The sequence below is a fragment of the Hamadaea sp. NPDC050747 genome (assembly GCF_040654195.1).
Classification (GTDB): domain Bacteria; phylum Actinomycetota; class Actinomycetes; order Mycobacteriales; family Micromonosporaceae; genus Hamadaea.
The window spans coordinates 479,726-505,247 of the sequence record NZ_JBFAHM010000003.1 but is presented as its reverse complement, the minus strand read 5'-3'; the positions used below and the strand labels follow the sequence as shown (position 1 = coordinate 505,247).

The 25,522-nt window shown below is 71.7% G+C and carries 21 protein-coding genes; 13 read left to right on the top strand and 8 right to left on the bottom strand.

From position 1 onward, the window contains the following. The first annotated feature begins 9 nt into the window (after positions 1-9). Both mshB and AB0H43_RS08685 read left to right on the top strand, forming a co-directional pair. Positions 10-900 (top strand): N-acetyl-1-D-myo-inositol-2-amino-2-deoxy-alpha-D-glucopyranoside deacetylase, encoded by an 891-nt coding sequence (gene mshB / locus AB0H43_RS08690; protein ID WP_359998413.1) that lies wholly within the window; start codon positions 10-12, stop codon positions 898-900. Next, positions 897-1,268: a hypothetical protein gene (locus AB0H43_RS08685; RefSeq protein WP_359998411.1), complete on the top strand. Its 372-nt coding sequence runs from the start codon at positions 897-899 to the stop codon at positions 1,266-1,268. The genes mshB and AB0H43_RS08685 overlap by 4 nt, the downstream gene beginning before the upstream one ends. A 114-nt stretch (positions 1,269-1,382) precedes the next feature. On the opposite strand, the gene AB0H43_RS08680 is transcribed toward AB0H43_RS08685, so the two are convergent. After that, positions 1,383-2,705, bottom strand: a complete 1,323-nt coding sequence (locus AB0H43_RS08680) for a DUF2254 domain-containing protein (protein ID WP_359998409.1) — start codon at positions 2,703-2,705, stop codon at positions 1,383-1,385. A 101-nt stretch (positions 2,706-2,806) separates the two neighbouring features. On the opposite strand from AB0H43_RS08680, the gene AB0H43_RS08675 reads away from it, so the two are divergent. Next, a complete protein-coding gene (locus AB0H43_RS08675) occupies positions 2,807-3,262 on the top strand; it encodes a hypothetical protein (protein WP_359998408.1) in 456 nt (151 codons plus the stop codon). Positions 3,263-3,348: 86 nt separating this feature from the next. Here AB0H43_RS08675 and AB0H43_RS08670 read toward each other — a convergent pair whose 3' ends face one another. Further along, on the bottom strand, positions 3,349-4,380 hold the full coding sequence (locus tag AB0H43_RS08670) for a GNAT family N-acetyltransferase (RefSeq protein WP_359998406.1): 1,032 nt from the start codon (positions 4,378-4,380) through the stop codon (positions 3,349-3,351). 69 nt (positions 4,381-4,449) lie between these two features. Between AB0H43_RS08670 and fdxA the strand changes: the two genes are divergently transcribed. Continuing rightward, the gene (gene fdxA / locus AB0H43_RS08665; protein WP_359998405.1) at positions 4,450-4,776 is read left to right on the top strand and encodes a ferredoxin; all 327 of its coding nucleotides are present in this window, start codon (positions 4,450-4,452) and stop codon (positions 4,774-4,776) included. Between the two features lie 2 nt (positions 4,777-4,778). Beyond that, on the top strand, positions 4,779-5,882 hold the full coding sequence (gene dapC / locus AB0H43_RS08660; RefSeq protein ID WP_359998404.1) for a succinyldiaminopimelate transaminase: 1,104 nt from the start codon (positions 4,779-4,781) through the stop codon (positions 5,880-5,882). A gap of 20 nt (positions 5,883-5,902) precedes the next feature. Here the strand turns inward: dapC and AB0H43_RS08655 are convergent, their stop codons facing one another. The 5 genes from AB0H43_RS08655 to dapD all read right to left on the bottom strand — a co-directional run bounded on the left by AB0H43_RS08655 (position 5,903) and on the right by dapD (position 12,728). Beyond that, positions 5,903-6,916 carry a prephenate dehydrogenase/arogenate dehydrogenase family protein gene (locus tag AB0H43_RS08655; RefSeq protein ID WP_359998402.1) on the bottom strand — a complete coding sequence of 338 codons (1,014 nt, stop codon included), beginning with the start codon at positions 6,914-6,916 and terminating at the stop codon, positions 5,903-5,905. Positions 6,917-7,090: 174 nt separating this feature from the next. Beyond that, on the bottom strand, positions 7,091-8,026 hold the full coding sequence (locus tag AB0H43_RS08650; protein ID WP_359998400.1) for a prephenate dehydratase domain-containing protein: 936 nt from the start codon (positions 8,024-8,026) through the stop codon (positions 7,091-7,093). An 82-nt stretch (positions 8,027-8,108) separates the two neighbouring features. Further along, positions 8,109-9,398, bottom strand: coding sequence for an AAA family ATPase (locus AB0H43_RS08645; RefSeq protein WP_359998398.1), 1,290 nt, complete (start codon positions 9,396-9,398; stop codon positions 8,109-8,111). After that, entirely contained in the window at positions 9,395-11,665 is a 2,271-nt protein-coding gene (locus tag AB0H43_RS08640; RefSeq protein WP_359998397.1) for a hypothetical protein, read from the bottom strand. Before AB0H43_RS08640 ends, AB0H43_RS08645 begins: the two co-directional genes overlap by 4 nt. A 97-nt stretch (positions 11,666-11,762) precedes the next feature. Next, entirely contained in the window at positions 11,763-12,728 is a 966-nt protein-coding gene (dapD, locus tag AB0H43_RS08635) for a 2,3,4,5-tetrahydropyridine-2,6-dicarboxylate N-succinyltransferase (RefSeq protein ID WP_359998395.1), read from the bottom strand. A gap of 20 nt (positions 12,729-12,748) precedes the next feature. On the opposite strand from dapD, the gene dapE reads away from it, so the two are divergent. After that, positions 12,749-13,840 carry a succinyl-diaminopimelate desuccinylase gene (gene dapE, locus AB0H43_RS08630; protein WP_359998394.1) on the top strand — a complete coding sequence of 364 codons (1,092 nt, stop codon included), beginning with the start codon at positions 12,749-12,751 and terminating at the stop codon, positions 13,838-13,840. A gap of 158 nt (positions 13,841-13,998) precedes the next feature. Then, a complete protein-coding gene (locus AB0H43_RS08625; protein ID WP_359998392.1) occupies positions 13,999-15,381 on the top strand; it encodes a DUF4407 domain-containing protein in 1,383 nt (460 codons plus the stop codon). Positions 15,382-15,481: 100 nt separating this feature from the next. Here the strand turns inward: AB0H43_RS08625 and AB0H43_RS08620 are convergent, their stop codons facing one another. Continuing rightward, the gene (locus tag AB0H43_RS08620) at positions 15,482-16,216 is read right to left on the bottom strand and encodes a TIGR00730 family Rossman fold protein (RefSeq protein ID WP_359998390.1); all 735 of its coding nucleotides are present in this window, start codon (positions 16,214-16,216) and stop codon (positions 15,482-15,484) included. 97 nt (positions 16,217-16,313) lie between these two features. Here AB0H43_RS08620 and AB0H43_RS08615 point away from each other — a divergent pair, with 97 nt between their 5' ends. From AB0H43_RS08615 to AB0H43_RS08590, 6 genes are all read left to right on the top strand, one after another. Then, complete coding sequence (locus AB0H43_RS08615; RefSeq protein ID WP_359998389.1) at positions 16,314-16,457, top strand: hypothetical protein; 144 nt, start codon at positions 16,314-16,316, stop codon at positions 16,455-16,457. Further along, positions 16,450-17,163, top strand: coding sequence for a DUF3152 domain-containing protein (locus AB0H43_RS08610; RefSeq protein WP_359998387.1), 714 nt, complete (start codon positions 16,450-16,452; stop codon positions 17,161-17,163). The genes AB0H43_RS08615 and AB0H43_RS08610 overlap by 8 nt, the downstream gene beginning before the upstream one ends. Before the next feature lie 346 nt (positions 17,164-17,509). Next, positions 17,510-20,911, top strand: coding sequence for an ATP-dependent DNA helicase (locus tag AB0H43_RS08605; RefSeq protein ID WP_359998386.1), 3,402 nt, complete (start codon positions 17,510-17,512; stop codon positions 20,909-20,911). After that, positions 20,908-24,153: an ATP-dependent DNA helicase gene (locus tag AB0H43_RS08600; RefSeq protein ID WP_359998384.1), complete on the top strand. Its 3,246-nt coding sequence runs from the start codon at positions 20,908-20,910 to the stop codon at positions 24,151-24,153. The genes AB0H43_RS08605 and AB0H43_RS08600 overlap by 4 nt, the downstream gene beginning before the upstream one ends. 57 nt (positions 24,154-24,210) lie before the next feature. After that, a complete protein-coding gene (locus AB0H43_RS08595; protein ID WP_359998383.1) occupies positions 24,211-24,357 on the top strand; it encodes a hypothetical protein in 147 nt (48 codons plus the stop codon). A 76-nt stretch (positions 24,358-24,433) separates the two neighbouring features. Further along, on the top strand, positions 24,434-25,519 hold the full coding sequence (locus tag AB0H43_RS08590) for a S8 family serine peptidase (protein ID WP_359998382.1): 1,086 nt from the start codon (positions 24,434-24,436) through the stop codon (positions 25,517-25,519). Positions 25,520-25,522: the final 3 nt, after the last annotated feature.

The following is a 25,522-nucleotide window of genomic DNA, read 5'->3' as shown; positions in this document are numbered from 1 at the left end:
AGTGGCTCGGTGGATCGCAGCATTCTGTTCGTGCACGCTCACCCCGACGACGAGTCGATCGGCACCGGGGCGACGATGGCCCACTACGCCGCCCAGGGCGCGCGGGTGACCCTCGTGACCTGCACCCTCGGCGAAGAGGGCGAGATCCACGTCCCCGCGCTCGCCCAGCTGGAGGCGGCTCAGGCCGACCAGCTCGGCGGCTACCGAGTGGTGGAGCTGGAACGGGCGTGCGCCGCCCTCGGCGTGACTGATCACCGGTTCCTCGGCGGGGCGGGACGATATCGGGACTCCGGGATGATGGGCACGCCGGCGAACGAGCACCCGCGCTGCTTCTGGCGGGCCGACCTCGACGAGGCGGCCGGGCACCTGGTGGAGATCATGCGGGAGACGCGGCCGCAGGTGCTGGTCACCTACGACGAGAACGGCTTCTACGGCCACCCCGATCACATCCAGTCGCACCGGGTCGCCATGCGGGCCGCCGAGCTCGCCCGGGCGGAGGGCTTCGGCCCCGCCAAGATCTACTGGGGTGCGATGCCGAAGAGCGTGCTCGAAGCGGGGCTCGACGCGTTCAAGGACTCCTCGGACAACCCGTTCGGCGAGGCCACCAGCGTCGACGACATCCCGTTCGGCACCCCCGACGACGAGATCGCCGCCTGCATCGACGGCACGGATCAGCATGAAAGGAAGGTCGCCTCGCTGCACGCGCACGCGACCCAGATTCCCGATACCTCGTGGCTCTATTCGATCGCCGGCAACTTCGGTGACGAATTCATGGGAGTGGAGTACTACACGCTGGCGTACGGCGAGCGCGGGCCGGGCGAGGGCGCGCACGGCTGGGAGGCGGACTTGTTCTCCGGCTTGCCGGAGAAACAGCGGCACGGCGCAGGGCTGGACGCATGATCGCGCTGCTCGTCCGGATCTACGGCGGCATCGTCGCGTTCCTGCTCGGCGCGCTGACCGCCGTCTTCGAGGTCTTCTACAGCAACCTGCGGATCGGCTCGATTCTGGTGCCCGCGACGATGTTCGTCGCGTTCGCGGCGAACTTCGGGCTGACCTGGTTCGCGTGGTACACCGTGGACAAAACCTGGGCGCCGGTCTTCGCCATCGTGCCGTGGTGCGTCGTCATGGTGGCCGCGGTGACCGAGCGGTCCGAGGGGGACTGGCTGATCCTGCCCGACAACTGGGCGGGCGCGCTGGCGGTCGTCGCGGGGATGGCCGGGTTCGCCACGCCGTTCCTGCGCCTCGTCAAACCCCGCCGGATCGCCTGACCTCATCGCCACTCGCCGCCACTGCGGTCGGCTGGATCAGGGTTCCGGGTCGAATCTTGGGGCAAGATTCGACCGAGATCCCTGATCCAGCGCTGGAAAGCGGGACGCGTGGGGTCAGGGGTGGGTCGCGAGCTGCAGGAGTTCGGCGTCGACCGAGACGAGCAGCCGATCGATCTCGGTCACCGCGCCCGCGTCGTCGTCGACGATCGGCCGGCCGCTGGGCGTCACGCACGCCTCGCGAAGCATCCGCAGCGTACGCGAAATCGCCGTGAGCACGGCGGGATGCCCGACGGCGTAGTGCCGCAACTGCTCGAAGGCGTGCTTGACGAATTCGCCCTTGTCGAGGTCGTTCGGGGTGAGCAGCACCCGGCCCGAGCTGTCGCGTACGCATTGTGGAGTCTGGTGGGCGACCAGCAGTGGGCGCATCACCGAACCGAGGTTGAGGATGACCTCGACGGCGGTGGTCGGGTCGTTGACGGCGGGCGACAGCGCCCGCAGTCCGATGTCGTTCAGCTGCCGCAGGCCGAAGTCGATGTCCTGCTGCATCGTGCGGGCCGGGCCGACGATGAGCGCGTCGTCGACCACCCGGCTGACGGCGGTCGCGTTCGCCGGGGCCGGCCAGATGCGGATGATCGGCGTACCGGCGGTCACCCAGGCGCCCACCCGGGTCTCCAGGCGGATCACGGAGTCCGGCGGCGCCGCGTTGACGATCGCGCGGCGGCTCAGCTGTTGCACCCAGCCGTCCGCCGGGCTGAGGACGACCAGCGGCGATCCCAGCGAGCTCAGGTCGGGCCGGGGGCAGGTCTCGCCGACCTTCATGCCCAGGTTCTTGCCATAGGGCAGTTGGGTGATCAGCTTCCGGGTCTCCCCGGAGACCCGCTGCATGATCCGGCCGACGTATTGCTGGCGGCTGATCCGGTCGAGGTAGACCACGATGGCGAGCACCGACAGCAGCGCCAGGATCAGCGCGAAGTTGATGGTGAGCGTGGGCGCGGACGGTTGGTCGGAGTCGATCCGGGCCAGTGTGAGCACGCAGAAGACGAAGGTGGACATCAGCAGGCCGACGAGGACCTGCCCGCCGCGGTCGCGCCAGAAGCCTCGCAGGACGCGCGGCGAGAATTGGCCGCTGGCCAGTTGCAGCGAGACCACGAGGAGGGAGAACACCACGCCGGCGGTCGTGATCACCGCACCGGCGATGGTGCCGAGCAGCGTGATCGCCACGTCGGGGGAGAAGGAGAAGACTCCGTTGACGGCGATGTCGTGCCGGGCGTCCAGATCGGCCAGCAGGAAGGCGATCACGACCGCGCAGGCCACCATCACCAGCGGCAGGAACAACAGGCTTTCGCGTACGCGTTCCCGGAAGGCGCGTAGCCGGAGCCGGCGGATGTGCGGCGCCACCCGGGCTTCGATGAGCTCGTCCGGTTCGGAGTTCTCCACGCGCACACCTTATTCGCGTCCAGCGACCCTGGAGACCTCTGGTGTATCTTCCGGCGACGGCGTATAAGGATCACGTCGGAACATGCGCGCGGGAGGCGGTAATGGCGCTGAGGTGGAAGCGGATCGGCATCCTGGCCGGTGTGCTCTTCGCGATCAATGTGGCTGGACGGCTCGTCTCGAAGTTCGTCCTGGACGAGAACTCCAGTAAACAGGATCTCGTGCCCGTCGTCGGGTTGACTGCGATCGCCCTGGTCTTCGCTGTCCTGGCCTTCGTCTGGGGCCGTCAGCGGCCGATGCCGACGGTCGCTTTCGACCTGGCCATGGCGGCGGTCGTGTCCTGTGCCCTCATCGTGCTGGTCGGCCCGCTCATCGTGGGCGAGGGACCGTTCAAGATGGGCGCGGGGGACTTCTTCGAGCAGATCTGGCAGTACGCCGCGATCACGGTCGGCGCTTCGCTGCTCGGTGGGCTGATCCTCGTCGCGACCGGGCAGGACGTCCGGACCAAGCAGCTGCGCCAGTTCGCGCGGACGGCGAAGGCGAAGCCCAAGCGCGTCTAGCCACCCGAAGTCGATCACCCGGTTGGGGAGTCGATCAGGATGCCACGCACACGACACGCCGGTTGATCACGACCGCAAGTTCATGATCAACCGGAAAGGGCGCGGGGGTGAGGGCGCAGGCGGTAGCGGAGGTAGCTGTGGTGCGTCGTGAAGCCCAGCTTCGCGTACAACGCCTGCGCGGCCTCGTTCGTCGACTCGACCTGGAGGAAGGCGTGGGTCGCGCCGTGCTCGCGCCCCCAGCGGGCCAGCTGCCCGACGATGCGTTGGGCGAGCCCGCGACGGCGAGCCGCGGGCACGGTCTCGATCGCGAACAGGCCGAGCCACCGCGCCCCCTCCCCGTCGGCGTGACCGGCGGTGGTGACACTGCCGCGACCCATCGCGAGCAGGTCGCCGCTGACTGCACTCCCGGCGGCTCGCCCATGCGGCTCCCCGGCGTCGGCGTACTCGCAGAAGGCGAGCGTGGGCACCGCGGTCAGGACGTGGCGAGCGGCCTCGGGCAGGGGCCCGCGCCGGCCTTCGATCAGGGCGAGTGCGGCCGGTGAGGGCTGCGCGGAGAGCGAGCCGACGGCGTCGGTGACCGCGATGAGCTGGTCGAGGTCGACGGTCTGGACCCGCACGGCGCACTCCTCGTGCCAGCCGGCCCTGAGCAGCTCGCGCTGGACGGCGCTCGCGAGCGGCAGCGGCACGTCGACCTGCGGGGGCAGGTCGCGCTCGGTGTAGAACGCCACGACCTGCTCGATCGCCTCGGGGAGCGGCCGGCCGGGGTCGCCCACCGGCAGCGCGGAATTGGCCCGGCCGGTGTAGCCGCCGGCCGCGCGCAGCCGCCAGTCGCCCAGCCACGCCAGCTCCGCGGGCGGCCAGGCCCGCGCGGCGGCTCTTTCGACCTCCGCGATCTCGCGGGCGGTCGGTCCCCGGCGCGCCGGCACCGGCTTCGCGCGATGGATCTCATCCACTGGTACGCGCACGGCACCGGCGGAGGTGAGAATCACGACTTCCGCAGGGGTGATTTCGAGCAGCTCGCCCAGCAAATCGGTATAAAGCGGGCGTTCGCCGGTCTGGACCCGCCGCCGGACGACCACCCGGCATCCGATGTCTTGCGCACTGAGGGCCAGCACCATCGACCACCTCCCGGGCGCGATACTAAGCTGTCGGTGGCTGCCCGCCATTGCCAGCTGGAAGGACGACCCGTGACCTACATCATCGCCGAGCCCTGCGTCGACGTCCTCGACAAGGCGTGCATCGAGGAGTGCCCGGTGGACTGCATCTACGAGGGCAACCGGATGCTGTACATCCACCCCGATGAGTGTGTCGACTGCGGTGCCTGCGAGCCGGTCTGCCCCGTCGAGGCCATCTTCTACGAGGACGACGTTCCCGAGCAGTGGCGCGACTACACCCCGGCGAACTACGAGTTCTTCAACGACCTCGGTTCGCCCGGCGGTGCCTCGAAGATCGGCAAGATCAACGCCGACGCCGCGTTCGTCGCCGGTCTCCCGCCGCGGGGCGAGGGACACTGAGCGTGAGCCGGGCGAGCGCCGGCCGCCGCCGAGTGGCGGCCGGACTTCCCGACGTGCCGTGGGACCGCCTGGAGCCGCTCAAGGCGGTTGCCGCCGCGCATCCGGGCGGGCTCGTCGACTTGTCGATGGGGACCCCGGTGGACTCGGTGGACCCGCTGCTCCAGGCGGCTCTCGGCAACGCGGCCGACTCGCCCGGTTATCCGCTCACCGCCGGCAGCCCGGCGCTGCGGGACGCGATGCTCGCCTACGTCCGGCGTTACTGCCGGGCCGAGGGCGAGCTCGGGGTCCTGCCGACCATCGGCTCGAAGGAGCTGGTCGCCTGGCTGCCGCGCTTCCTGGGGCTCGGCCCGGGGGACACCGTCGTCATCCCCGAGGTCTGTTACCCCACCTATGAGGTCGGCGCGTTGCTCGCCGGGGCCACCGTCGTCCGGGCCGACACGCCGCCGGTGGAGCCTGCGGCTCTGGTGTGGTTGAACTCGCCGGGCAACCCGCACGGCCGGGTCGCCACCGCCGCCGAGATGCGGGCGTGGGTGGCCTGGGCGCGCGACTGCGGTGCCGTCATCGCCTCCGACGAGTGCTACCTCAGCCTGCCGTGGGAGGAGACCCCGGTCTCGGTCCTCGACCCGGCCGTCTGCAACGGTTCGTCAACCGGGCTGCTCGCGATCCACTCGCTGTCGAAACGGTCGAACCTGGCCGGGTACCGGGCCGGACTGGTCGCAGGCGACCCCGACCTGGTCGCTGATCTGCTGTTGCTGCGCAAGCACGCGGGGATGATCGTGCCCGCCCCGGTACAGGCCGCCATGGTCGCGGCCCTGGGCGACGAGGTGCACGCCGACCGGCAACGGGAGGTCTACCGAGGTCGTCGTGTCGCGCTGCGGCAGGCGCTGGAGAAGACCGGATTCCGCATCGAGCACTCGACCGCCGGTCTGTACCTGTGGGCCACCCGTGACGAGCCCGGTCTGCGAACGGTGGAGTGGCTGGCCAACCGCGGCATCCTGGCGGTGCCGGGCGAGTTCTACGGCCCGGCCGGGGAACCGTTCGTCCGGCTCGCGCTCACCGCGTCCGACGAACGCATCGCCTCCGCGGCGGAGCGCCTGCTCAGCTGAGAGTTCGCATGATCACGTGATCATGGGTTCGGTTTCAGCACGTCGTACTCGACGCGATCGCCGTCGACGCGGCAACCGGTGACACAGCCACCGGACGCGCCCAACTCCAGCAGGAAGGCCGACTCCTCGGCGTCTTCCCCGGCGGCGAACGCGTACGAGGCGGGCTGCGTATGCCGAGCGAGCAGGTCCAGCCGGGCGTGCCGTCCTTCGCTCAGCCCGCTCAAGAGCCGGTCGGCGTCGCCGGTGACGACGGCCGCCACGAGGTCGTCGAGGGCGTCTCGGACCAGACCGATCCGGCGTGCGATCGCGGCCCGGTTGTTGAGCAGCATGTCCGTCGTGCGGGCGCTCGGCGTACCGGCGACTCGGGTGCCGTCGGAGAAGCTGCCCGCCGCGAGACTGAGCACCGCCGCCCGGACATCCGACCGGTCGGTGGCGGTCGCCAGCGCGCCCGCGAGGATGTGCGGGATATGCGAGGCGAGGGCCACGATGTCGTCGTGAACGGTGGCGTCCAGGGGGACGACCCGAGCGTCGAAGGACTCCAGGACGAGCCGCGTCAGCAGCCGGAACGCCGGAAGCCCCGGTACGCCGAGCGGCGTCAGCACCCAGGGCGCGCCGACGTAGAGCTCCGGAGTCGCGGCGGCGAGCCCTGCCCGCTCCGAACCGGCCATCGGGTGCCCGCCGACGAAGCGACCGGCGAGACCAGCCCGATCGGCGGCCTCCACCACGGCCATCTTGGTGCTGCCCACGTCGGTGATCACACACCGATCCCCGGTCGCGGCGACCACCTCGGTCAACGCGGCCGGAAGCGAGGACAGCGGCCCGCAGAGGAAGACGACGTCCCGGCCGTCGAGCGCGACATCCAGCCGATCGGCGAACGGCAGGCCCAACGCGGCGGCGGTCTCGCGCGTACCGGGGTCGGGATCCCAGCCCACCACCTCGTGCTGGGTCTGGGCCAGGCGGCGCAGGACGGATCCGCCGATCAACCCGGTCCCGACGACGGCGATCCGGAGCGCCGGCAGCCCGTCACGTGCCATCGTGCTCCCTTGTCCCGTCCGGTCGGCTGAGTTCTTCACGAGTATGCCAGCGCGTCGTCAGCGTTCGCGTTATCCGGGATATCGTCCCCATCCGCGCGGAAATAGCGACGTTATCCCGGGATCCTGCGCGTGGATCGCGCGGAGCGCCCGCGACGCCCGCCCGCGACCAGCGCGCTACCGGCCCGGAAACACCGAGCCGACCTCGGGCAGGTCGGTGAGCCCGAAGCTGCCCGTCGGCGCCGACAGCGGCCGGTCCGGGCGGGCCGGCCGCAGCAGGTGGTCGGAGAGGAAGCTGCCCAGGAACTTGACGCGTACGCCGGTGTAGAGGAGCCCGTTGACCGCCCGGGCCACCCCCGCCGAGGTACGCGAGTCGGCGAGCGCGAGGACGAAGACGTACGCCCCGGCGAAGCCGGGCAAGGGTCGCGACGTCAGCGACAGGATGTTCACGCCTTGGTCGGAGAACTGCACGCAGACGTCGGCCAGAGAGCCCGGCCGGGTAGCCGGGGTGAGGGCGAGCAACGTCTTCCAGCTCAGCTCCTCGGCGGCCGGGGGAACGTCCGCCTGCCGTCGACGCGAACCGAGGCAGGCGAACCGCGTGAACACCCCGGGATGGTCCTCGACTCCGCTGTCGACCAGGCTCACGGCGTACCGGCCGGCCAACTCCGGCGCGGCGATCGCCAGCAGCCCCGGGTCGGCCGCGGCGGCCTCGACCGCGGCGGCGGTGGACGCGAAGACGCGCGACGGCAGCCCGGAGGCGTTGACGTAGCGGGTGCACTGGGCGAGCCCGTGCGGGTGGCTGGCGATGCCGGTGGGCGGACCGGACGCGCCGGCGGCGCGATAAACGTCGAACGTGGTCCGCACCGAGATCTCGCGGAGGACGACGACATCGCCGGTCCCGAAGACCAGTTGATCGAGGCTGGCGGTCACGATCCCCTCGACCGTGTTCTCCACCGGCACGACGCCGAAGTCGCAGTCGCCCCACCGGACGCGGTCGACGATCTCGGGCACGGTGGTGCTGGGCAGCAGGTCCTCGGACTGATTCCAGATCTGCCCGGCGGCCTGAAAAGTGAACGTGCCCGGCGGCCCGAGGTATGCGATGCGCAAGGTCACTTGGACGGCCTCCCCGTGCTCCGGCCGATCTGGACGGTGCGGCTGTACGGTATCGCAAGCGTCTATATGCCGCTAGACCTGGTCAGGAGCGGAACTTCGCCAGGTGTTCCAGGAACGACAGGTTCGCCGCCCAGCCGTCGATCGGCGGTGGGTCCGAACCCAGCCAGACCGGCTCGTCGGCGGGGAATTCGTGCAGTTGGGCGGCGATCCCGGCGCGGGTGACGACGATGCAGGCCTGCCGGTGCCGGGAGGCGAGCACGCACAGCCGCCCGGTCTCCAGGTGGAAGGCGGTCGCGTCGCGCCGCCCCGACAGGGGATGCCAGACGAGGGTGATCTCGAACTGCCGCCCCTGCAGGCGGTTGGCGGTGTCCACGGTGACCTGCGGCAACGCCGCCCGGTCCAGCGCCGCTCGCACATGGTCGCGCTGGTCGGTGTGGGCCACCCCGATCGCGATGTCGCGCGACTTCAACCCGCGAGTGCGGCGCTCGTCGGTGGTCACGGCCGCCCCGGCGCACAGGCCGCGGGCCAGCTCCACCAGGTGCGCCACCAGCTCCGGATCAGTTCTCGGCTGGTACGCCGAGGGCAGCTCCAGGATTCCCCAGCCGTGGTCGGCAGCGCTCCGGACGGCTGGATGCGCCGAGGCCGGCACGTCGAGGCGGCGTACGCCCGGGGCCACCCCGGCGCGGAACGGCCGGACGTAGAAGGCGTCGGAGACCACCGGCGCGGTATGCGGAGCCAACCGCCAGCTCACCGGCAACGGGACGACCGGCGTACCGGGGTGGTGGCGCAGCACGACCCCGGCGGCGGTGGACAGCGGCCAGGCCGACAGCGACCGCACGGTGTGCTCGTCGGCGACGGTGAACGGGGAGAGCTGACCGGGGTCGCCGACCAGCAGCAGCCGGTCGAACAGATCCCCGACGCGCACCAGGGCGGCCGCCGACATCTGGTACGCCTCGTCGATGATCCCCAGCTCGAAGGTCTCCCCGGGGCTGAACGCCCACTTCGCGGCGGTCGCGACGACGATCGGGCAGCCGGACAGCTCGGCGAGCTTCGCGCTGGTGCGTACGCCCCGGCGGGGGAAACCGGCCGGCGGTTCCCAGCCGCTGGCGTGTAGCCGGCCGACCTCGGCGGGCAGCCCGGCTTCGGCCAGCTCCCGGACCAGCCCGCCGACGAGGTCGTCGGCCTGGTCGTTGGTCTGCACCACGACCGGCACGCGTACGCCGTCCGCCACGAGCCGCCGGGTCAGCTCCCGGACCAGCGTCGACTTGCCCGCACCCGGCGGCGAGTCCACCACGATCGTGCGTTCGCCCGAGGTGAGCAGCCGCCAGATCTGTTCGACCGCGCCCTCGTGAGCCGCCCTCGCCTCACTCACCGCCGCCCCCCGCCGCTCCCGTCGCTCCCGCCGCCCTCCGTCGCGCCCGCTACCGAGTCGGCGCTTGGCGCTGGATCAGGGATCTCGGTCGAATCTTGCTCCATGATTCGACCGAGATCCCTGATCTGCTGCGGATCATTGGAGGCGGCAGCGGCAGCGGCATCGTCGGCGGGGTCGGGCGCGGGTACGCCGAACTGCCACGGGAGCTTGTCGGGCAGCCGGCTGGGGAAGGCGTCCTCCCCGCCGAACGGCGCGAAGACGACCTCCTCGCCGATCTGCGGCAGCCGCCCGAGGGCGTTGCGCTGCACCGCGCCCTTCTGGACGAGGAGTTCCACGCCGTCCGGTTCGACGGCGGTGACCGTCACCATGACGCGGGGATCGGTGGCGAGCCAGAGCTGCGTACCGAGGGGGCGTCCGAACTCGCTGTCGCAGTGCAGCCAGATGCGCGGCCGCAGCAGCTCGCGCCCGGTCGGCGAGGCGAGCGTATGCTCGCGGTCCACCTTGGACACCGTGCCACTGAGAGCGTCCCCGCTGATCAGGTACCCCGTCATGACGAGCGGATCGTCGAGCGCCATCTGCCGTTCGAGGGCCACCGTGCGGGTCTCCAGCTCGTGCAGGAACCGGAAGGCCGGTACGCCGGACAGCCGGGCGGCGACGGAGGCGGTCCCCTCGGCGACCCGTTCCCGGTGCCGGGTGTAGGACCAGCGGTCGCGTTCCCAGCGGTCGCCGACGTGCGCTCCGATCTCGGGCAGCTCCGCGCCGACGAACTCGAGCGAACGCCACGTGGCGGACCAGGCCGCGCCCAGCGGGCCCGAGACGGCCGCCGTGACCAGGCCGGGCGCGCCGAGCGCCGAGGCGAGGACGCCGGAGTCCCAGTGCGGATCGGGGATCGGTCCCATCGGGACGTCCTCGGCGGTGACCCCGAGCCAGGAGAGCAACGACGGCAGGTGGACGTCTTCGGCGGGCAGTTGACCGGTCGCCCAGTGCGTCGTGAGCACGTCGGTCATCGCCGTGGTCACCGACGACCCCGGCAGTACGCGTCGCGACCCGAACCAGCTCAGGTGCTGGGCGGCGAGGTCTTCGGAGCCACGCAGGTAGCGCGCGAGCAGGTCGGTCAGCCACTGTGCGGTCGCCCCGTTGGGCGTGATCAGTTGCGGCGCGTCGACCGCGCACTCCACGACCGTCATGTCGCGCCGGACGATCGGTTCGACGGCCCCGAATTCCTCCACATAGGAGCACAGGTCGGCGGCGAACTCGTGCAGCAGAGCCATCCGCTGTTCGCGATCCCGGGGCTCAGCGGCGACGAGGAGCTTGGCGTCGTCCGGCGATGTTCCATAGCGGAGAGCCAACACGGCGGCGGGCTCGCCGGCCAGGTGGTAGCCGACGACGACCAGTGGCCGGTCGTGCAGGTGAACGTGCCGGCGGGTGGTGCGGCGTACCGCGCGACCGTCGCGCATGGCCTGCAACCGTTGCCGCACGGCGAGATCCGGTGGGGGATCGAGGAGCGCCTCGTCCACGGTGCCGCCGACCACGTTGGCGACCGCGCTGCCCAGCCGGGCCACGCGCCGCTGCTCGACGAGTTCGCCCGCGCACGCCCCCATCAGTGGACACTGTGGACATCCGTCGCCGAACTTCGGGGTCAGCGCGCTCCAGGTGGGCTGCTCGCCGCCCCACTCCAGCCCCGCCGACAGCGCGCGCACCCGGGCCACCTGCGGCGTCACGTCGAGTACGGCGGCGGTCGGGCTCAGGCCGAAATTCCTGGGCAGCACCAGGAGAGTACGCGTAGAGCAGCGCTCTTCATCCTGCAGTCGCGACCGCAGCGCCACGATCTCGACGGCCAACTCTCGCGAGGTCGCGGCGACCTTGGCCGGATCGGCGACCTCCCCGACCATCGCATAGGTGCGTACGCCGACCAGGTGCAAGGTCTCGCCGGAGACGATCAGCAGATCGTCGGTCTCCAGGTGACCACCGGGCCAGGCGAGTTTCTGCGGCCCCAGGACGTGCAACCGCGGCGTCCGGTCGGCGAGACAGGTCGCCAGATCCGAGGGCACTGCTTCGGCCACCTCGATGCCGAGATGTCTGCCGACCAGCTCGCGGAGATCGGCGTATCCCTGGCTCTTGAGACGAGCCTCGAACTGCGCGGACCGGGCGAGGGCGAACGGCGATTGACCGACCTCCTCGCCGCCGAGGGAGACGGCGAGTGAGTCGAGGTCGACGCCGGTGGCGACGAGCCGAGAGCGGCGCTCACACCCGGGGGTGGCCAGCAAGCCGGCCACTTTTCTGGGGGTGAGGGGATTGGTCGGTCCAGCTCGAAGCGCAGCGGTGAGGTCTGGGCTCGACCGGAACAATTGGCTCAGCCTCCAGCTAGTTGCTGTGGAGCGCCGAGTTGAGCGTGATGCCGTGGCCTTCGCGCGGCGTGGCCTCCAGCGCACCCGTGACCGAGTTTCGCCAGTAGCGGATGCCGCTCGCGCCGGACAGGTCGCGCGCCTTGACCACGCGGCCGTCGGGCAGGGTGACCTTCGACCCGGCCGTGATGTAGCAGCCCGCCTCGACCACGCAGTCGTCGCCGAGCGAGATGCCGATGCCGCCGTTCGCGCCGAGCAGGCAGCGCTTGCCGATGGAGATGACCTCCTTGCCGCCGCCGGAGAGGGTGCCCATGATCGACGAGCCCGCGCCGATGTCGGAGCCGTCGCCGACGACCACCCCCGCGACGATGCGCCCCTCGACCATGCTGGTCCCGAGCGTGCCCGCGTTGAAGTTGACGAAGCCCTCGTGCATCACCGTGGTGCCCTCGGCGAGGTGAGCGCCCAGGCGAACGCGGTCGGCGTCGGCGATGCGGACGCCACTCGGCACGACGTAGTCGGTCATCCGGGGGAACTTGTCGACCCCGTAGACGGCGAGGTGCCCGCCGGCCGCCCGGACCTCGAAGCGCAGCTCGTCGACCCGGTCGGCCGGGCACGGCCCGAGGCTCGTCCAGGCGACGTTGGGCAGCGCGCCGAAGACGCCGTCGAGGTTGGCCTGATGCGGCTTGATGATCCGGTGCGAGAGCAGATGCAGCCGCAGGTACGCGTCGGCGGTGTCGGCCGGCGGCTCGGCCAGACTGCCGACGACCGTCGCGACCTGCTCGACCTTCAGATCCAGCGGCTTGCTGACAGCCGTCGCATAGGCCGGGGCGGGGCCGGGCGTGCCGAGGCCCAACTGGCCGGCCGGGTACCAGACGTCGAGAACCTGACCGTCGGCGGTGACGGTGGCCAGTCCATGACCCCAAGCCGGGGAGGGCTTGCCCGAGCCGCCAGGAGTTCGGTCAGCTGCGTCGTTGAGTGCGCTCACGGTCACCTAGGCTACCGGTCATGGCTGACGTTCTGACCCCAGAGGTGCTCGCCGACCCCGTGGCGTTGACCCGTGCGATGGTCGACATCGAGTCCGTCTCCGGGAACGAGCAGGAGATCGCCGACGCGGTCGAGGCAGCCCTGCGGTCCTGCGCCCACCTGACCGTCGAACGGATCGGGCACACCGTCGTCGCGCGTACGCACCTGGGCCGGTCGTCGCGCGTCGTGCTGGCCGGGCACCTCGACACCGTGCCGATCGCGGGCAATTTCCCGTCGCGCGCGTCGCTGACCGAGGACGGCGTCGAGCTGATGTGGGGCTGCGGCACCTCCGACATGAAGAGCGGCGCCGCGATCGCCCTGCACCTCGCGACGACCGTCGTCGAGCCGAAGTTCGACGTCACCTACTTCTTCTACGAGGCCGAAGAGGTGGAAGCCGCCCGGAACGGCCTGTTCATCGTCTCGCAGCAACGCCCCGAGCTGCTGGCCGCCGACTTCGCCATCCTCCTCGAACCCACCTACGGCGTGGTCGAGGCGGGCTGCCAGGGCACCATGCGGGCGCTCGTCACGGCCCGGGGCAAGCGGGCGCACTCGGCCCGGTCCTGGCTCGGCGTCAACGCCATCCACGCCGCCGGGGAGATCCTCTCGCGGCTGGCCGACTATCGCGCCCGGGAAGTCGAGATCGACGGGTGCCTCTACCGGGAGGGCCTGAACGCGGTCTTCGTGACCGGCGGCGTCGCCGGAAACGTCATCCCGGACCTCTGCGAGATCGAGGTCAACTACCGATTCGCGCCGTCCCGATCGGTCGCCGAGGCGCTTGACCACCTCGTCGAACTCTTCCAAGGCTTCGACGTGAAGCTGACCGACGCCGCCCCCGGCGCGCTACCCGGCCTGACGCTGCCGCCCGCGGCCGAGTTCATCGCCGCGACCGGCACCATCCCGGCGGCCAAACTCGGGTGGACCGACGTTTCCCGGTTCTCCGCGCTCGGCGTACCGGCGTTGAACTTCGGACCGGGCGACCCGAACCTGGCCCACAAAGTGGACGAACACGTCGAGGTCGCGAAGATCGTCGAGGGCGCCGCCGTCCTCCGCACCTGGCTCTCTTCTTCCGCGTGATCATGAACTAATGGTCGTGATCGACCGGTGTGTCGTGTCCCTGCGACCCTGATCGACTCCGTAAGCCGATGATCGACCACGGTGGTGCCAACCGATCGACCGTCGTTGAGCGTCTCCTTCGATGCGGCCCGCGCCGGGCCGCCCAACGAGGGGGAGTCATGGCGGACAGCGCGGAGAACCCGGAGACCACGGCCGACTCGGAGCCCGCGGCCAACCCGGAGCCCGCGGAGAAGCCGGAGCGCGCGGCCAACCCGGAAAACCCGGTGAATCCGGCGCCGAGGCGTCGCGTACCGGTGCCGCCGCCGCTCAACCTGGGCCGCCGCCTGCGTGCTCTGGCCGGGGTGGACGAGAGGCTCCTCGCGTACGCACCGCAGGAGCGCGCCTGGTACACCTCGCTCGGCGGGGTCGTGCTCGGGACGGCGACGATCGCCGCGTTCTCGATGTGGTTCGCCATCACCCAGGCGGTGGGCGTGACCAGTGGCTGGGCGATCATCCCGGTGCTCGTCTGGTTCTTCTTCATCCTGAGCGTCGACCGCTGGCTCGTCTCCAGCCGCATCGGCGGGGAGGGCCGTAAACGGCTGCCGGTGCTGTTCATGCGGATCGGCATGGCGGTCCTGTTCGGCATCATCATCGCCGAGCCGCTGGTGCTGCGGGTCTTCCAGACCGCCGTCGAACAGCACATCCGCGACGAGCGGGCGGCGCAGCTCGCCGAGCTGGCCGGGCGGCTGAAGAAGTGCAATCCGGCTCCCACCGCGCCGGACGCCCCGCCGCCGGCCGGGTGCACGGCGACGGATGTGCTGTCGTTCGGCACGACGCCGGTCGCGACGAGTCAGCAGCTCGCCGCGGTACGCGCCGATGCGACCGACCTCAAGGCGCAGGTGGCCGCCGACGCGAAGAAGTATGCCGAGCTGAACGAGCTGGCCCGCCGCGAGTGCAACGGCACGAGGGGCGCCGGGCTCACCGGCCGGGTCGGCGAGGGGCCGAACTGCCATCGGCTGCGTGCCGAAGCCGACGCGTACGCCAAGACGCACCGCATCGCGGCGAACACGGCCCGGCTCGGCGCCCTCGATCAGCAGATCTCCACATTGGAGGCGGCTGCTCAGCAGAACCAGGCGGCGTTCGAGCGGGAACGGGATCGACAGATCACCGCCCGAGTGGACCAGGCCCGCAGCCATCAAGGCCCGATCGGGCTCCTGGAACGGCTGGGCGCCCTGCACGAGCTGGCCGGTCTGAACATCACCCTGGCGCTGGGCATCTGGGCGGTCCGGCTGTTCTTCATCCTCGTGGACTGCATGCCGATCCTCGTGAAGTACGTGGGCGGCACCACGACCTACGACCGGCTCGTCGACCAGCGACTCCGGTACGCCGAAGCCACCCTCGAGCACGATCTCGCGCATGAGATGGACGAGCGCGCCGCCGTCCTGCGGAAACGCCGGGCCGAGATCGACCTCGAAGTGCTGGAGCACAAGGCGATCCTGGGCGACCGGCTGAGCGCTGCGGCCGACCGGCTCGACGGCACCCGCCGTGGATCAGGGTTGTAAGGGAACGATCAGGGTCGCCTGGACACGACACGCCGGTCGATCACGACGATAGGTTCATGATCGCGCGGAAAGGCGAAAGAGCGAAAGGCGGAAAACCGGGTCAGGTGGCGGCTTCGCTGGTGTTGACGATGTGACTGACCGCCTCGTCGACGTCGTCGGTCAGCATCAGGAGGTCGAGATCCTCCTTGCTGATCTTTCCCTCGCCGAGCATCGTCGTGCGGAGCCAGTCGATCAGGCCGCCCCAGTACGCCGTCCCGATCAGCACGACGGGGAACTGCGTCACCTTCCGGGTCTGGACCAGGGTGAGCGCCTCGAACAGCTCGTCCATCGTCCCGTATCCGCCGGGGAGGACGACGAAGGCTTGGGCGTACTTCACGAACATGGTCTTCCGCACGAAGAAGTAGCGGAAGTCGATGCCCAGCTCGACCCAGTCGTTGAGGCCGTGCTCGAAGGGCAGCTCGATGCCGAGCCCGACGGACAGGCCGCCGGCCTCGGCCGCGCCCTTGTTGGCGGCCTCCATCACACCGGGTCCACCGCCGGTGATCACGGCGAATCCGGCGCGGGCGAGCGCCGCGCCGACGTCGTAGCCCAGCTGGCATTCGGCGCTGTCCTCGGGGCTCCGGGCGGAACCGAAGACGCTGACCGACGGGGGCAGGTCGGCCATCGTCTCGAAACCCTCGACGAATTCGCTGAGGATGCGCAGCGTCCGCCACGCGTCCTTGGTCTTCCAGTCCGGCCGGCCGCGCGAGTCGAGCAGCGCCTGGTCGGCGGTGCTCGACCGGGTCACCGAGCCGCGGAGGGTCACTGCTCCGGAGTGGCGCTCTCGGTTACTCATGCCATGAACTTATCCCGCTCGGTGTCGGCTAACCGCATCCGGCGCGTCGGGCAACCAAAACCGGTTGCCGACCGCTTTAAATGGGTACAGCCTGGCGGTGGAGGGGACGAAGGTGCTGAGCCGGATCGAAATGCTGAAGCGGCGCGCGGCCATGCGGCAGCGCATCCGCGTCGTCGTCGCGCAGCGTCGCATCCCGGCCGTCCCGGTCGAAACCCCCACCGAGCCCGAGCCGCGTGACTGACCAGGTCCGCGCGTTCGGTCTCGCCCTGTCCGCGCTGGTCCTTCTCGCATTCCTCGGGTACGCCGCCGGCCGCGCCCGGAATCCGGAAAGTGCGTCTGGCGTACCCGTGGTGGAAACGACCCGGTCCGCGACGACGCCGGTGGTGACCGCGGCCGCCCGGAAACCCCCGGGCGGGCCGAAGAGCGGGACCGGGAAGTTCGTGATCGCGCCCGGCGACGGCCCGGTGGTGGGCCGGGGCCTGATCCACTCCTATCAGGTCGCGGTCGAGACCGGCACGGGGCTGGCCGCGGCCGACTTCGCGACCGCGGTCGACGCGACGCTCGCCGATCCCCGCAGCTGGACAGCCCGCGGCCGGTGGGGTTTCCACCGGGTCGGCCCGGGCGAGCCGCACGATTTCGTGGTGAAGCTGGCCACCCCCGCGACGGTCGACAAGATCTGCGGGGCGGCCGGCATCCAGACGAGCGGCGAGGTCTCCTGCCGAGCGGGCGGCAACGTGGTGATCAACCTGCGCCGCTGGCTGCTCGCCATCCCGCCGTACGCCGGCCGTCTGCGCGACTACCAGCACCTCGTCGTCAACCACGAGGTCGGCCACTTCCTCGGGTTCGGTCACGCCGGCTGTCCCGGCCGAGGCCGACCGGCGCCCGCGATGATGCCGCAATACTTCGGCCTCGACGGCTGTACGCCGAACGCCTGGCCCTACCCGTGACCGCTGTCGTGACGGCCGTCCCGGCGATGCGGGTTTAGCTGATTCTTGCTGCGGCGATGGAAACAGTTGTCCCGAAGGTCTTGTAACCGATTCCGTAGTGCTATTGGATGTCATAGGTCCGATCGGCCCGGTCTCCGCCATGCCTGGGCCGATCGGCCTTTTGCGCGATTCCTCCTTTGCCCCTTTCGCCCGCCTTGTCGGTGCACTCCGTCAGCTGCAGATCACGGTCACGGAGGTGACCTCGGGCGGCTGAGGCCTGCGTAACCGTGATCTGCGGGGATCCGGGGCTGGGGTCCTCGGCCGCGTCGCACGGGCGTGGTTGCATATAGCGGTGACCCGGCGAGCCATGAGTACGTTTCGGCTGGTGCGGCCCGCGGCCGTCACCGCCGGCGCACCCGTGCTCGACGAGGCGCAGGCTCGGGTGGTGCGCCACCGGGACGGTCCGCTGCTCGTCCTGGGCGGCCCCGGCACCGGGAAGACGACTGTGCTGGTCGAATCGGTCGCCACGCGGATCGCCGAGGGCGACGACCCGGAAGGCGTACTGATTCTGACGTTCGGCCGCCGGGCCGCCATGTCGCTGCGGCGGCGGATCGAGGCCCGGGTCAGCGCGGTCGCCGAGCGCCGCGTGATCCGGGAACCCGTGGTCCGCACCTTCCACGGATACGCCTTCGGCCTGCTGCGAGCCGCGGCCGCGACACGGGGCGAACCCGCGCCCCGCCTGCTCACCGGGCCGGAGCAGGACCTCGTCATCCGGGAGCTGCTGGCCGACGGAGAGATCACCTGGCCCGACGACGTACGCCCCGCGCTGCGTACGCGGGCCTTCGCCGAACAGCTCCGGGACCTGATGCAACGGGCGGCCGAACGTGGGCTCGGGCCGAACGGGCTGCGGGAGCGCGGCGTACGCCACGGCCGGGCCGACTGGCTGGCCGCCGCCGAGTTCCTCGGCGAATACGAGCAGGTTCTGGCCCTGCGCGAGATGACGACCCGGAGTTCGGCGGCGTACGACCCGGCCGAGTTGGTGCGGGCGGCCGCCGCGATGTTGCGAGAGGACCCGGCGCGGTTGGCGGCCGAACGCAGACGCCTGCGCGCGGTCTACGTCGACGAGTACGCCGACACCGACCCGGCCCAGGTCGAGTTGCTCGAACTCGTGGCCGGGGGCGGGGCGACCGTCGTGGCGCTGGCCGATCCCGACTCGTCGACCTTCGCCTTCCGGGGTTCCGACCCGGCCCTCGTCGGCCGGTTCCCCGCGACCTTCCCCCGAGCGGACGGATCGGACGCGCCGGTGCAGCTGCTCAGCGTGAATCATCGGGCGCCGGAGGAGCTGATCGGGGCCGCCGCCCGCATCTCCGTACGCCTCCGCGCCTCGGCCGGGGTGGGGGTGTCGCACCGCCGGGTCACCCCCGCTCCAGCCGCCGCCGCTCCAGCCGCCGCCGATGATCAGCACCAGATCACGGATCCGGGTCGAATCTTGCCCCAAGATTCGACCGATATCCCTGATCCAGCGTCCGAGCAGGCGCCGCCCGAGCAGGTGCCGCCCAAGCAGGCGGGGCGGAGGCTTGAGCAGGCGGGGTCGGCGGTGGAGGTGGTTAGCCTCCGCAGCGTGGCGAGCGAGGCGGCGTACATCGCGCATCGCCTCCGCGAGGCGCACCTCGTCGAGGGCGTGCCCTGGTCCCGGATGGCGGTGATTCAGCGGTCCACCGCGATCCAGCTTGTCAGCCTCCATCGGGGGCTGCGGCAGGCCGGGGTGCCGACGGTGGTGCTCGCCGAGGATCTGCCGTTGCATGAGCAGCCCGCCGTACGCCCCCTGCTCACCTTGCTCCGATGTGCGCTCAAGCCGGAGGAGCTGACCGAGGAGACGGCGGTCGCGCTGTTGCACTCGCCGTTGGGCGGGGCCGATCCGTTCGGCGAACGCAGGCTGCGTCAGGGGCTGCGGGCGTTGGCCCATGCCGCCGGTGATCCCCGGCCGAGCGGGGAACTGCTGGTGGAGGCGCTGCGCGATCCGACCGAGTTGGCCGTGCTCGACAAGCGGTGGGCCGCCCCGGCCAGCCGGGTCGCCCAGCTGCTCGCGACCGGCCGGGAGACCGCGGCCCGCCCCGGCGCGACCGCCGAGGACGTGCTCTGGAACGTGTGGCGGGCCAGTGGCCTGGCCGAGCGGTGGGCCGCTGTGGCCACCGCCCCGCCGAGCGGGCCGGATCAGCAGCGCCGCGCCGAGGCGGCCGACCGGGATCTCGACGCCGTCGTGGTGCTGTTCGACGCGGCGGCCCGGTTCACCGACCGGCTGCCGGGCGCGAAGCTGGACACCTTCCTCGAACACGTGCTGAGTCAGCAGCTTCCGGCGGACAGCCTCGCGCCCAACGCCGACCGGGGTGAGGCCGTACGCCTCCTCACCGCGCACGCCGCGAAGGGGCTCGAGTGGGATGTCGTCGTGGTCGCCGGAGTGCAGGAGGGCATCTGGCCCGACCTGCGGCTGCGCGGCAGTCTGCTCGGCTCCGAACAGCTCGTCGACGTCCTGGCCGAGCGAGCGGGGGAGACCGATCGGGAGGTGGTGACCGCGCAGTCGGCGGCGCTGCTGGACGAGGAGCGCCGGCTGTTCCACGTGGCCGTCTCCCGCGCCCGAAAGAAGCTGCTGGTGACGGCGGTCGACACCGGCGCGGTCGGCGGCGACAGCGGTGAGGAGCGCCCGAGCCGGTTCCTCTACGAGCTGGCCGGCGAGGACGTCACGCCGGCCGACGACCGGGAGCCGGAGGAGGCCGAGGACCTCCCGGTGCAGCGGCCGCCCCGGGCGCTCACGCTGCCTGCCCTGGTGGCGGAGTTGCGTATCGCCGTCACGAGCCCTCGGACGAGCCCGGCGAAGCGGGAGGCGGCCGCGGTGCAGCTGGCCCGGCTGGCGGCGGCGGGCGTACCGGGGGCGGATCCCGACCACTGGTGGGGACTGCCGCCGTTGTCGGACGACCGGCCGCTGGCCGACGACGGCGATCCCGTCGTGGTCACACCGTCCACGATGGAGTCAGCCCTGCGGTGCAGCCTGCGGTGGCTGCTCGAACGGCACGGTGGCAAGGCGCCGGACAGCTTCGCCCAGGGTGTCGGCAACCTCGTGCACGCGGCGGCGATGCTGGCCGACGACGTCAGCGTCGACCGCGCCGCGCTCATGGAGTACGTCAACGAACGGTTCGACGTCATCGAGCTGGCCGCCAAGTGGCTCGCCCCCCGGGAGCAGGGCAAGGCCGAGCAGATGATCGACAAGTTGGTCCGGTGGATCGCGGTCAACCCGCGCCGGCTCCTCGCGATCGAACGGGACTTCCTCGTCCGGGTCACCGACGACGAGGCCCGCCCGATCGACCTCAAGGGCCGGGTGGACCGGCTGGAGGTCGACGACCAGGGCCGGCTCGTCGTCATCGACCTGAAGACCGGGGCCAGCACCATCGCCACCGCGCAGGAGCTGCCGGAGCATCCGCAGCTGGGGGCGTACCAGGTGGCGGTGGAGGCCGGCGCGTTCGAGGAGGGCTCGGAGTCCGGCGGTGCCGCCCTCGTCCAGCTCGGCGGCGACCGTCGCGACGCGCGGGAGCAGATTCAGGAGGCGCTCGGCGTGGTCGAGAACCCCGACTGGGCGTCCGAGATGGTCCGCAAGACCGGGGCGACCATGGCGGCCTCGACCTTCGTGGCGAAGGCGAACGACAAGTGCCGGGTGTGCCCGGTCCGGCCGAGCTGCCCGGTCTCCGGCAAGGGACGGCAGGTGGTGGAACCGTGAGCCGCTTCGACTCCGGTCCCCGGTTCACTCCGCACGAGCTGGCGACCCGGCTCGGGCTCACCCGGCCGACCGACGAGCAGGCCCGGGTCATCTCGGCCCCGGTCGCGCCGCTGCTCGTGGTGGCGGGTGCGGGATCGGGCAAGACCGAGACCATGGCGGCGCGCGTACTGTGGCTGGTCGCCAACTCACACGTCCGGCCGGAGCAGATCCTCGGCCTGACCTTCACCCGCAAGGCCGCCGGTGAGCTGGCCCATCGGGTCCGGCTGCGGCTGGGGCAGCTTCGCCGGCGCATGCCGGAACCGGGTCCGCACCGCAGTGCCGGAGAGCCCACGATCTCGACATACCACTCGTTCGCGGCGCGTGTCGTCGCCGAGCACGGGCTGCGCGCGGGGTTCGAGCCCAGTGCGCGGCTGCTGTCCCAGGCCGCGGCGTGGCAGCTCGCGGACGAGGTGGTCGCGGCGTACGACGGCGACATGTCCGCCGTGGACAAGGCCAAGTCGACGGTCACCAAGGCCGTCCTCGACCTGGCCGCGGAGATGGCCGAGCATCTGGTCGGCCCGGACGAGCTGTCCGCGTGGACCGGCCGATTCTCGGCCGAGCTCACCGGCCTGCCCGGCCGCGTCTACGCCCCGGTCCAAGCTCTGCTCGGGACCCAGCGGGCGCGTCTGGCGCTGATGCCGATGATCCGCTTGTACGCACAACGCAAAGCGGCGCTGGAGGCGATGGACTTCGGCGACCAGCTCTCGAGAGCGGCCCGGGTGGCTCGGGACCATCCCGAGGTCGGCGCGATCGAGCGGCAGCGGTTCACCGTGGTGCTCCTGGACGAGTACCAGGACACGAGTCACGCCCAGGTGGTGTTGCTGCGCTCGTTGTTCGGCGGCGGCCATCCGGTGACCGCCGTCGGCGACCCCGGCCAGTCCATCTACGGCTGGCGAGGGGCGAGCGCGGGGACGCTGGACCGCTTCCCGGACGACTTCCGGGGTGCCGACGGCGCTCCGGCGAGCGTGATGGCGCTCAGCCGCTCGTTCCGCAACCGGCAGCAGATCCTGCACGTCGCCAACGCGGTCTCGGAGCCACTGCGCCAGCGGGGAGCCCGGGTGACCGCGCTGCGCGGCGACGGGCGCACCGGCTTCGTCCACTGTGCACTCACGCAGACGACGCAGGACGAGGCGGAGTGGATCGCCCGCCGGATCGACGAGGTCTGGCAGGAGGTCGCCGACGAAGCCGAACGGGCCGGAGTGACGGCGCCGCCGCCGACGACGGCCGTCCTGGTCCGCGTACGCGCCCAGATCGAGCCGATCGAGCAGGCGCTCCGGGCGAGAGGGCTGCCCGTCGAGGTGGTCGGCCTCGGCGGCCTGCTCGACACGCCCGAGGTACGCGATGTGGTCTGTACTTTGCGCGTACTGGCCGATCCGGCCGACGGGGCGTCGCTGCTGCGGATGCTGACCGGGCCCCGCTGGCGGATCGGCCCCCGGGATCTGGTGGCGCTGCACCGGCGTTCCCGGAAGATCGCGGCCGACCGGAGAGGCGACCCCGAACCGGTCGTCACCGATCGGCTGGACGAGGCCGCGCTCAGCGAGGCGCTCGACGACCTCGGCGATCCGGCGGCCTACTCGACGCACGGCTACATCCGCTTCCGCCGGTACGCCAAAGAGCTGGCCGAGTTGCGCCGGCATCTCGACCAGCCGCTGCCGGACCTGATCTCGGAGATCGAACGGGTCAGCGGGCTGGAGGTCGAAGTCCTCCTCCGTGGGGGCGAGTCGGCGCTGAGCCGGGCGCACCTCGACGCCTTCGGCGACGTCGCGGCCCGGTTCGCCAGCGAGACCGAGGGCGCCACCCTGTCGGCGTTCCTGGCCTATCTGCGGGCCGCCGAGGAGGAGGAGCGCGGCCTCGCCCCGGGCGAGGTCGAGGTCGTCGAGGGCGCCGTCCAGCTCCTGACCGCGCATGCGGCGAAGGGGCTCGAATGGGACCTTGTGGCGGTCGCCGGGCTGACTCAGGGCGTGTGGCCGGGCAAGACGAAGAACAGCGACCACTACCTCGACGGGCTCGGCGTGCTGCCGTTTCCGTTGCGTGGCGACCACGACGGCCTGCCCTCGCTGAAGGTCCCCACCGGGCCCGACGGCGACCAGAAGGCGCTGCGGGACGCGGTCGACAAGTTCCGCGAGGAGTGGGGCGAGCACGACGAACGCGAGGAACGGCGACTCGCGTACGTGGCGGTGACCCGGCCCCGGCGCTGGTTGCTGGCCAGCGGCGCGTGGTGGGGCGACGGCGTACGCCCGCGGGGACCGTCGCCGTTCCTGGAGGAGATCGCCGACCTGTGCCGGCAGGGAGACGGGATCGTCGAGGTGTGGGCGCCCCCGCCCGGGCCGGAGGACACCAATCCGGCGCTGGGGTCGGTCGCCGCGATCGAATGGCCGCAGGATCCCCTGGGACGCCGCCGTCCGGTGGTCGCCGCCGCCGGCGACCTCGTCCGGTCCTACCTGGACGTCACCGGGGACGGGCTGTCGCGTACGGGGCGGCAGGCCGAGCGGAAGGTGGCCGGGCTCGCCGACGAGCAGGCCCAGCGGTGGGCGCGGGAAGTCGAGCTGCTCCTCGCCGAGCGGGCGCTGCAACGGCGTACGGGCAACGTCATCGAGGTGCCCGTGCCGCGCCAACTATCGGTCTCCCAGCTGGTCACCCTGCGCCGCGATCCCCGGGATCTGGCCCGGTCGCTCCGGCGTCCGCTGCCGCACCGGCCCAACCCGTACGCCCGCCGGGGCACCGCCTTCCACCTCTGGCTGGAGCAGCGGTTCGGGGCGGACCGGCTGCTCGACGTCGACGAGTTGCCGGGGTCGGCCGACGCCGACGCGGCCGACGACGAACGGCTGGCCGCCCTGCAGGAGGCCTTCCTCGCCGGTGAGTGGGCCGAGCGTACGCCGGTCGAGGTCGAGGTGCCGTTCGCGACCGTCCTCGGCGGAGTCGTGGTCCGGGGCCGGATGGACGCCGTGTTCGCCGAACCGGACGGGACCTACGACGTGGTCGACTGGAAGACCGGGGGACGCCCGGCCGGCACCGCTGCCACGGCGGCGGCGGTGCAGCTGGCCGCGTACCGGCTCGCCTGGGCCGCGCTGGCGGGGGTGCCGGTCGCGAAGGTGCGGGCCGCGTTCTACTACGTCGCGGACAAGGTGACTGTGCGCCCGGTCGACCTGCTGGACGAGGCCGGACTCACCGAGCTGATCGCCGGGTTGCCGGAAGCCGGATAACCGACGGCGTCCGGTTCCTGACTGATCGGGCCACCGGCGCGCGGCACGCTGGATCTTGTGAAAGGGGCGGCTCGGGAACTGTTGGTGGTGCTGGTCGTGGCGACGGCCGGCGTGGCCGTCGCGGGCGCGATCGTCCTCATGCCCTGGCATCCGCACCTGCCCGCCACGAACGCGGTCGTCGAGGTGTACGCCCCCCACCGTTGATCACCCGGGCGGGGTAGCCTGTCCTCTCTCCACACCCTCGTTCTCACCCCTGGTCCCGCCGGGAGGGCGGTCGTTGATGTCAGCCAAGCGTGGCACCTTCGTCTTGGTCGCCGCCGGCCTGATCGGCCTGGTCACGACGGCTCCGGCGTACGCCGACGGGGTGCGCTCCCAGCAGTGGTACCTGTCCTCCCTGGACCTTCCGGCGGCGCACGCCGTCACGAAGGGGACCGGGGTCGTCGTCGCGGTGGTGGACTCCGGAGTGGACGCCACCCATCCCGATCTGCAGGGCTCGGTCCTGCCCGGGACGGAGACTGCCGGGACGAAGGACTTCGACGGGCGCGGGACCGCGCTCGCCTCGCTGGTGGCCGGGCACGGCCACGGCGCGGGCGGGGCCGACGGCGTCCTCGGCGTAGCGCCGGGCGCGCAGATCCTGCCGGTCGCCTTCGCGCCCAGGGCCGGTGAGGCGGGCGACCCCGCAGCCCTGGCCGCCGGCATCGACCTGGCCGTCTCGAAGGGCGCCAAGGTGGTCTGCGTCGGCCGTGGTGTCGCGCCGAACCCGCGGCTGCGGGAGGCCGTCGAGAACGCCCTGGCCGCCGACGTCCTCGTCGTGGCGGCCGACGGCGACGTGGCCAACAGCGCGTTCTCGCCGTGGCCGTCGTCCGTCCTCGGGGTGCTGACCGCCGTCCCGCTCGACCGGGCGGGCAATGTCGCCGTCAGCCCGGCCAGCCGTCAGACCAGCGGCATCGGCGTACCGGGGGTCGACTTGATCTCCGCCACCTCCGGCGGCGGCTACCGGCTGCAGACCGGGGCCACCGGAGCCGGGCTCCTCTGCGGCGCGGCCGCGCTCGTGCGGTCGGCGTACCCGGGGCTGTCGGCTGAGCAGGTCGCCGATCGGCTGCGCGAGACCGCCACCGACAAGGGCGCGGTCGGCCCGGACAGCCAGTACGGCGCGGGCGTGCTGAACCTGAAGGCGGCGCTGGCCGGGGCGACCGCCGCCCCGAGCGCGTCGCCGAGCGCCTCGCACGTCGTGGTCGCGCCGGCGCAGCGCCCGGTCGGGGTCGCCCTGACGGACAGCCGCGATTGGCGCAGATGGCTCGTCGTCGTGCCACTCGTGATCTTCCTCGCGGGGCTCGTCGCGTACGCCTTCCGCCGCAAGGCTTGACGG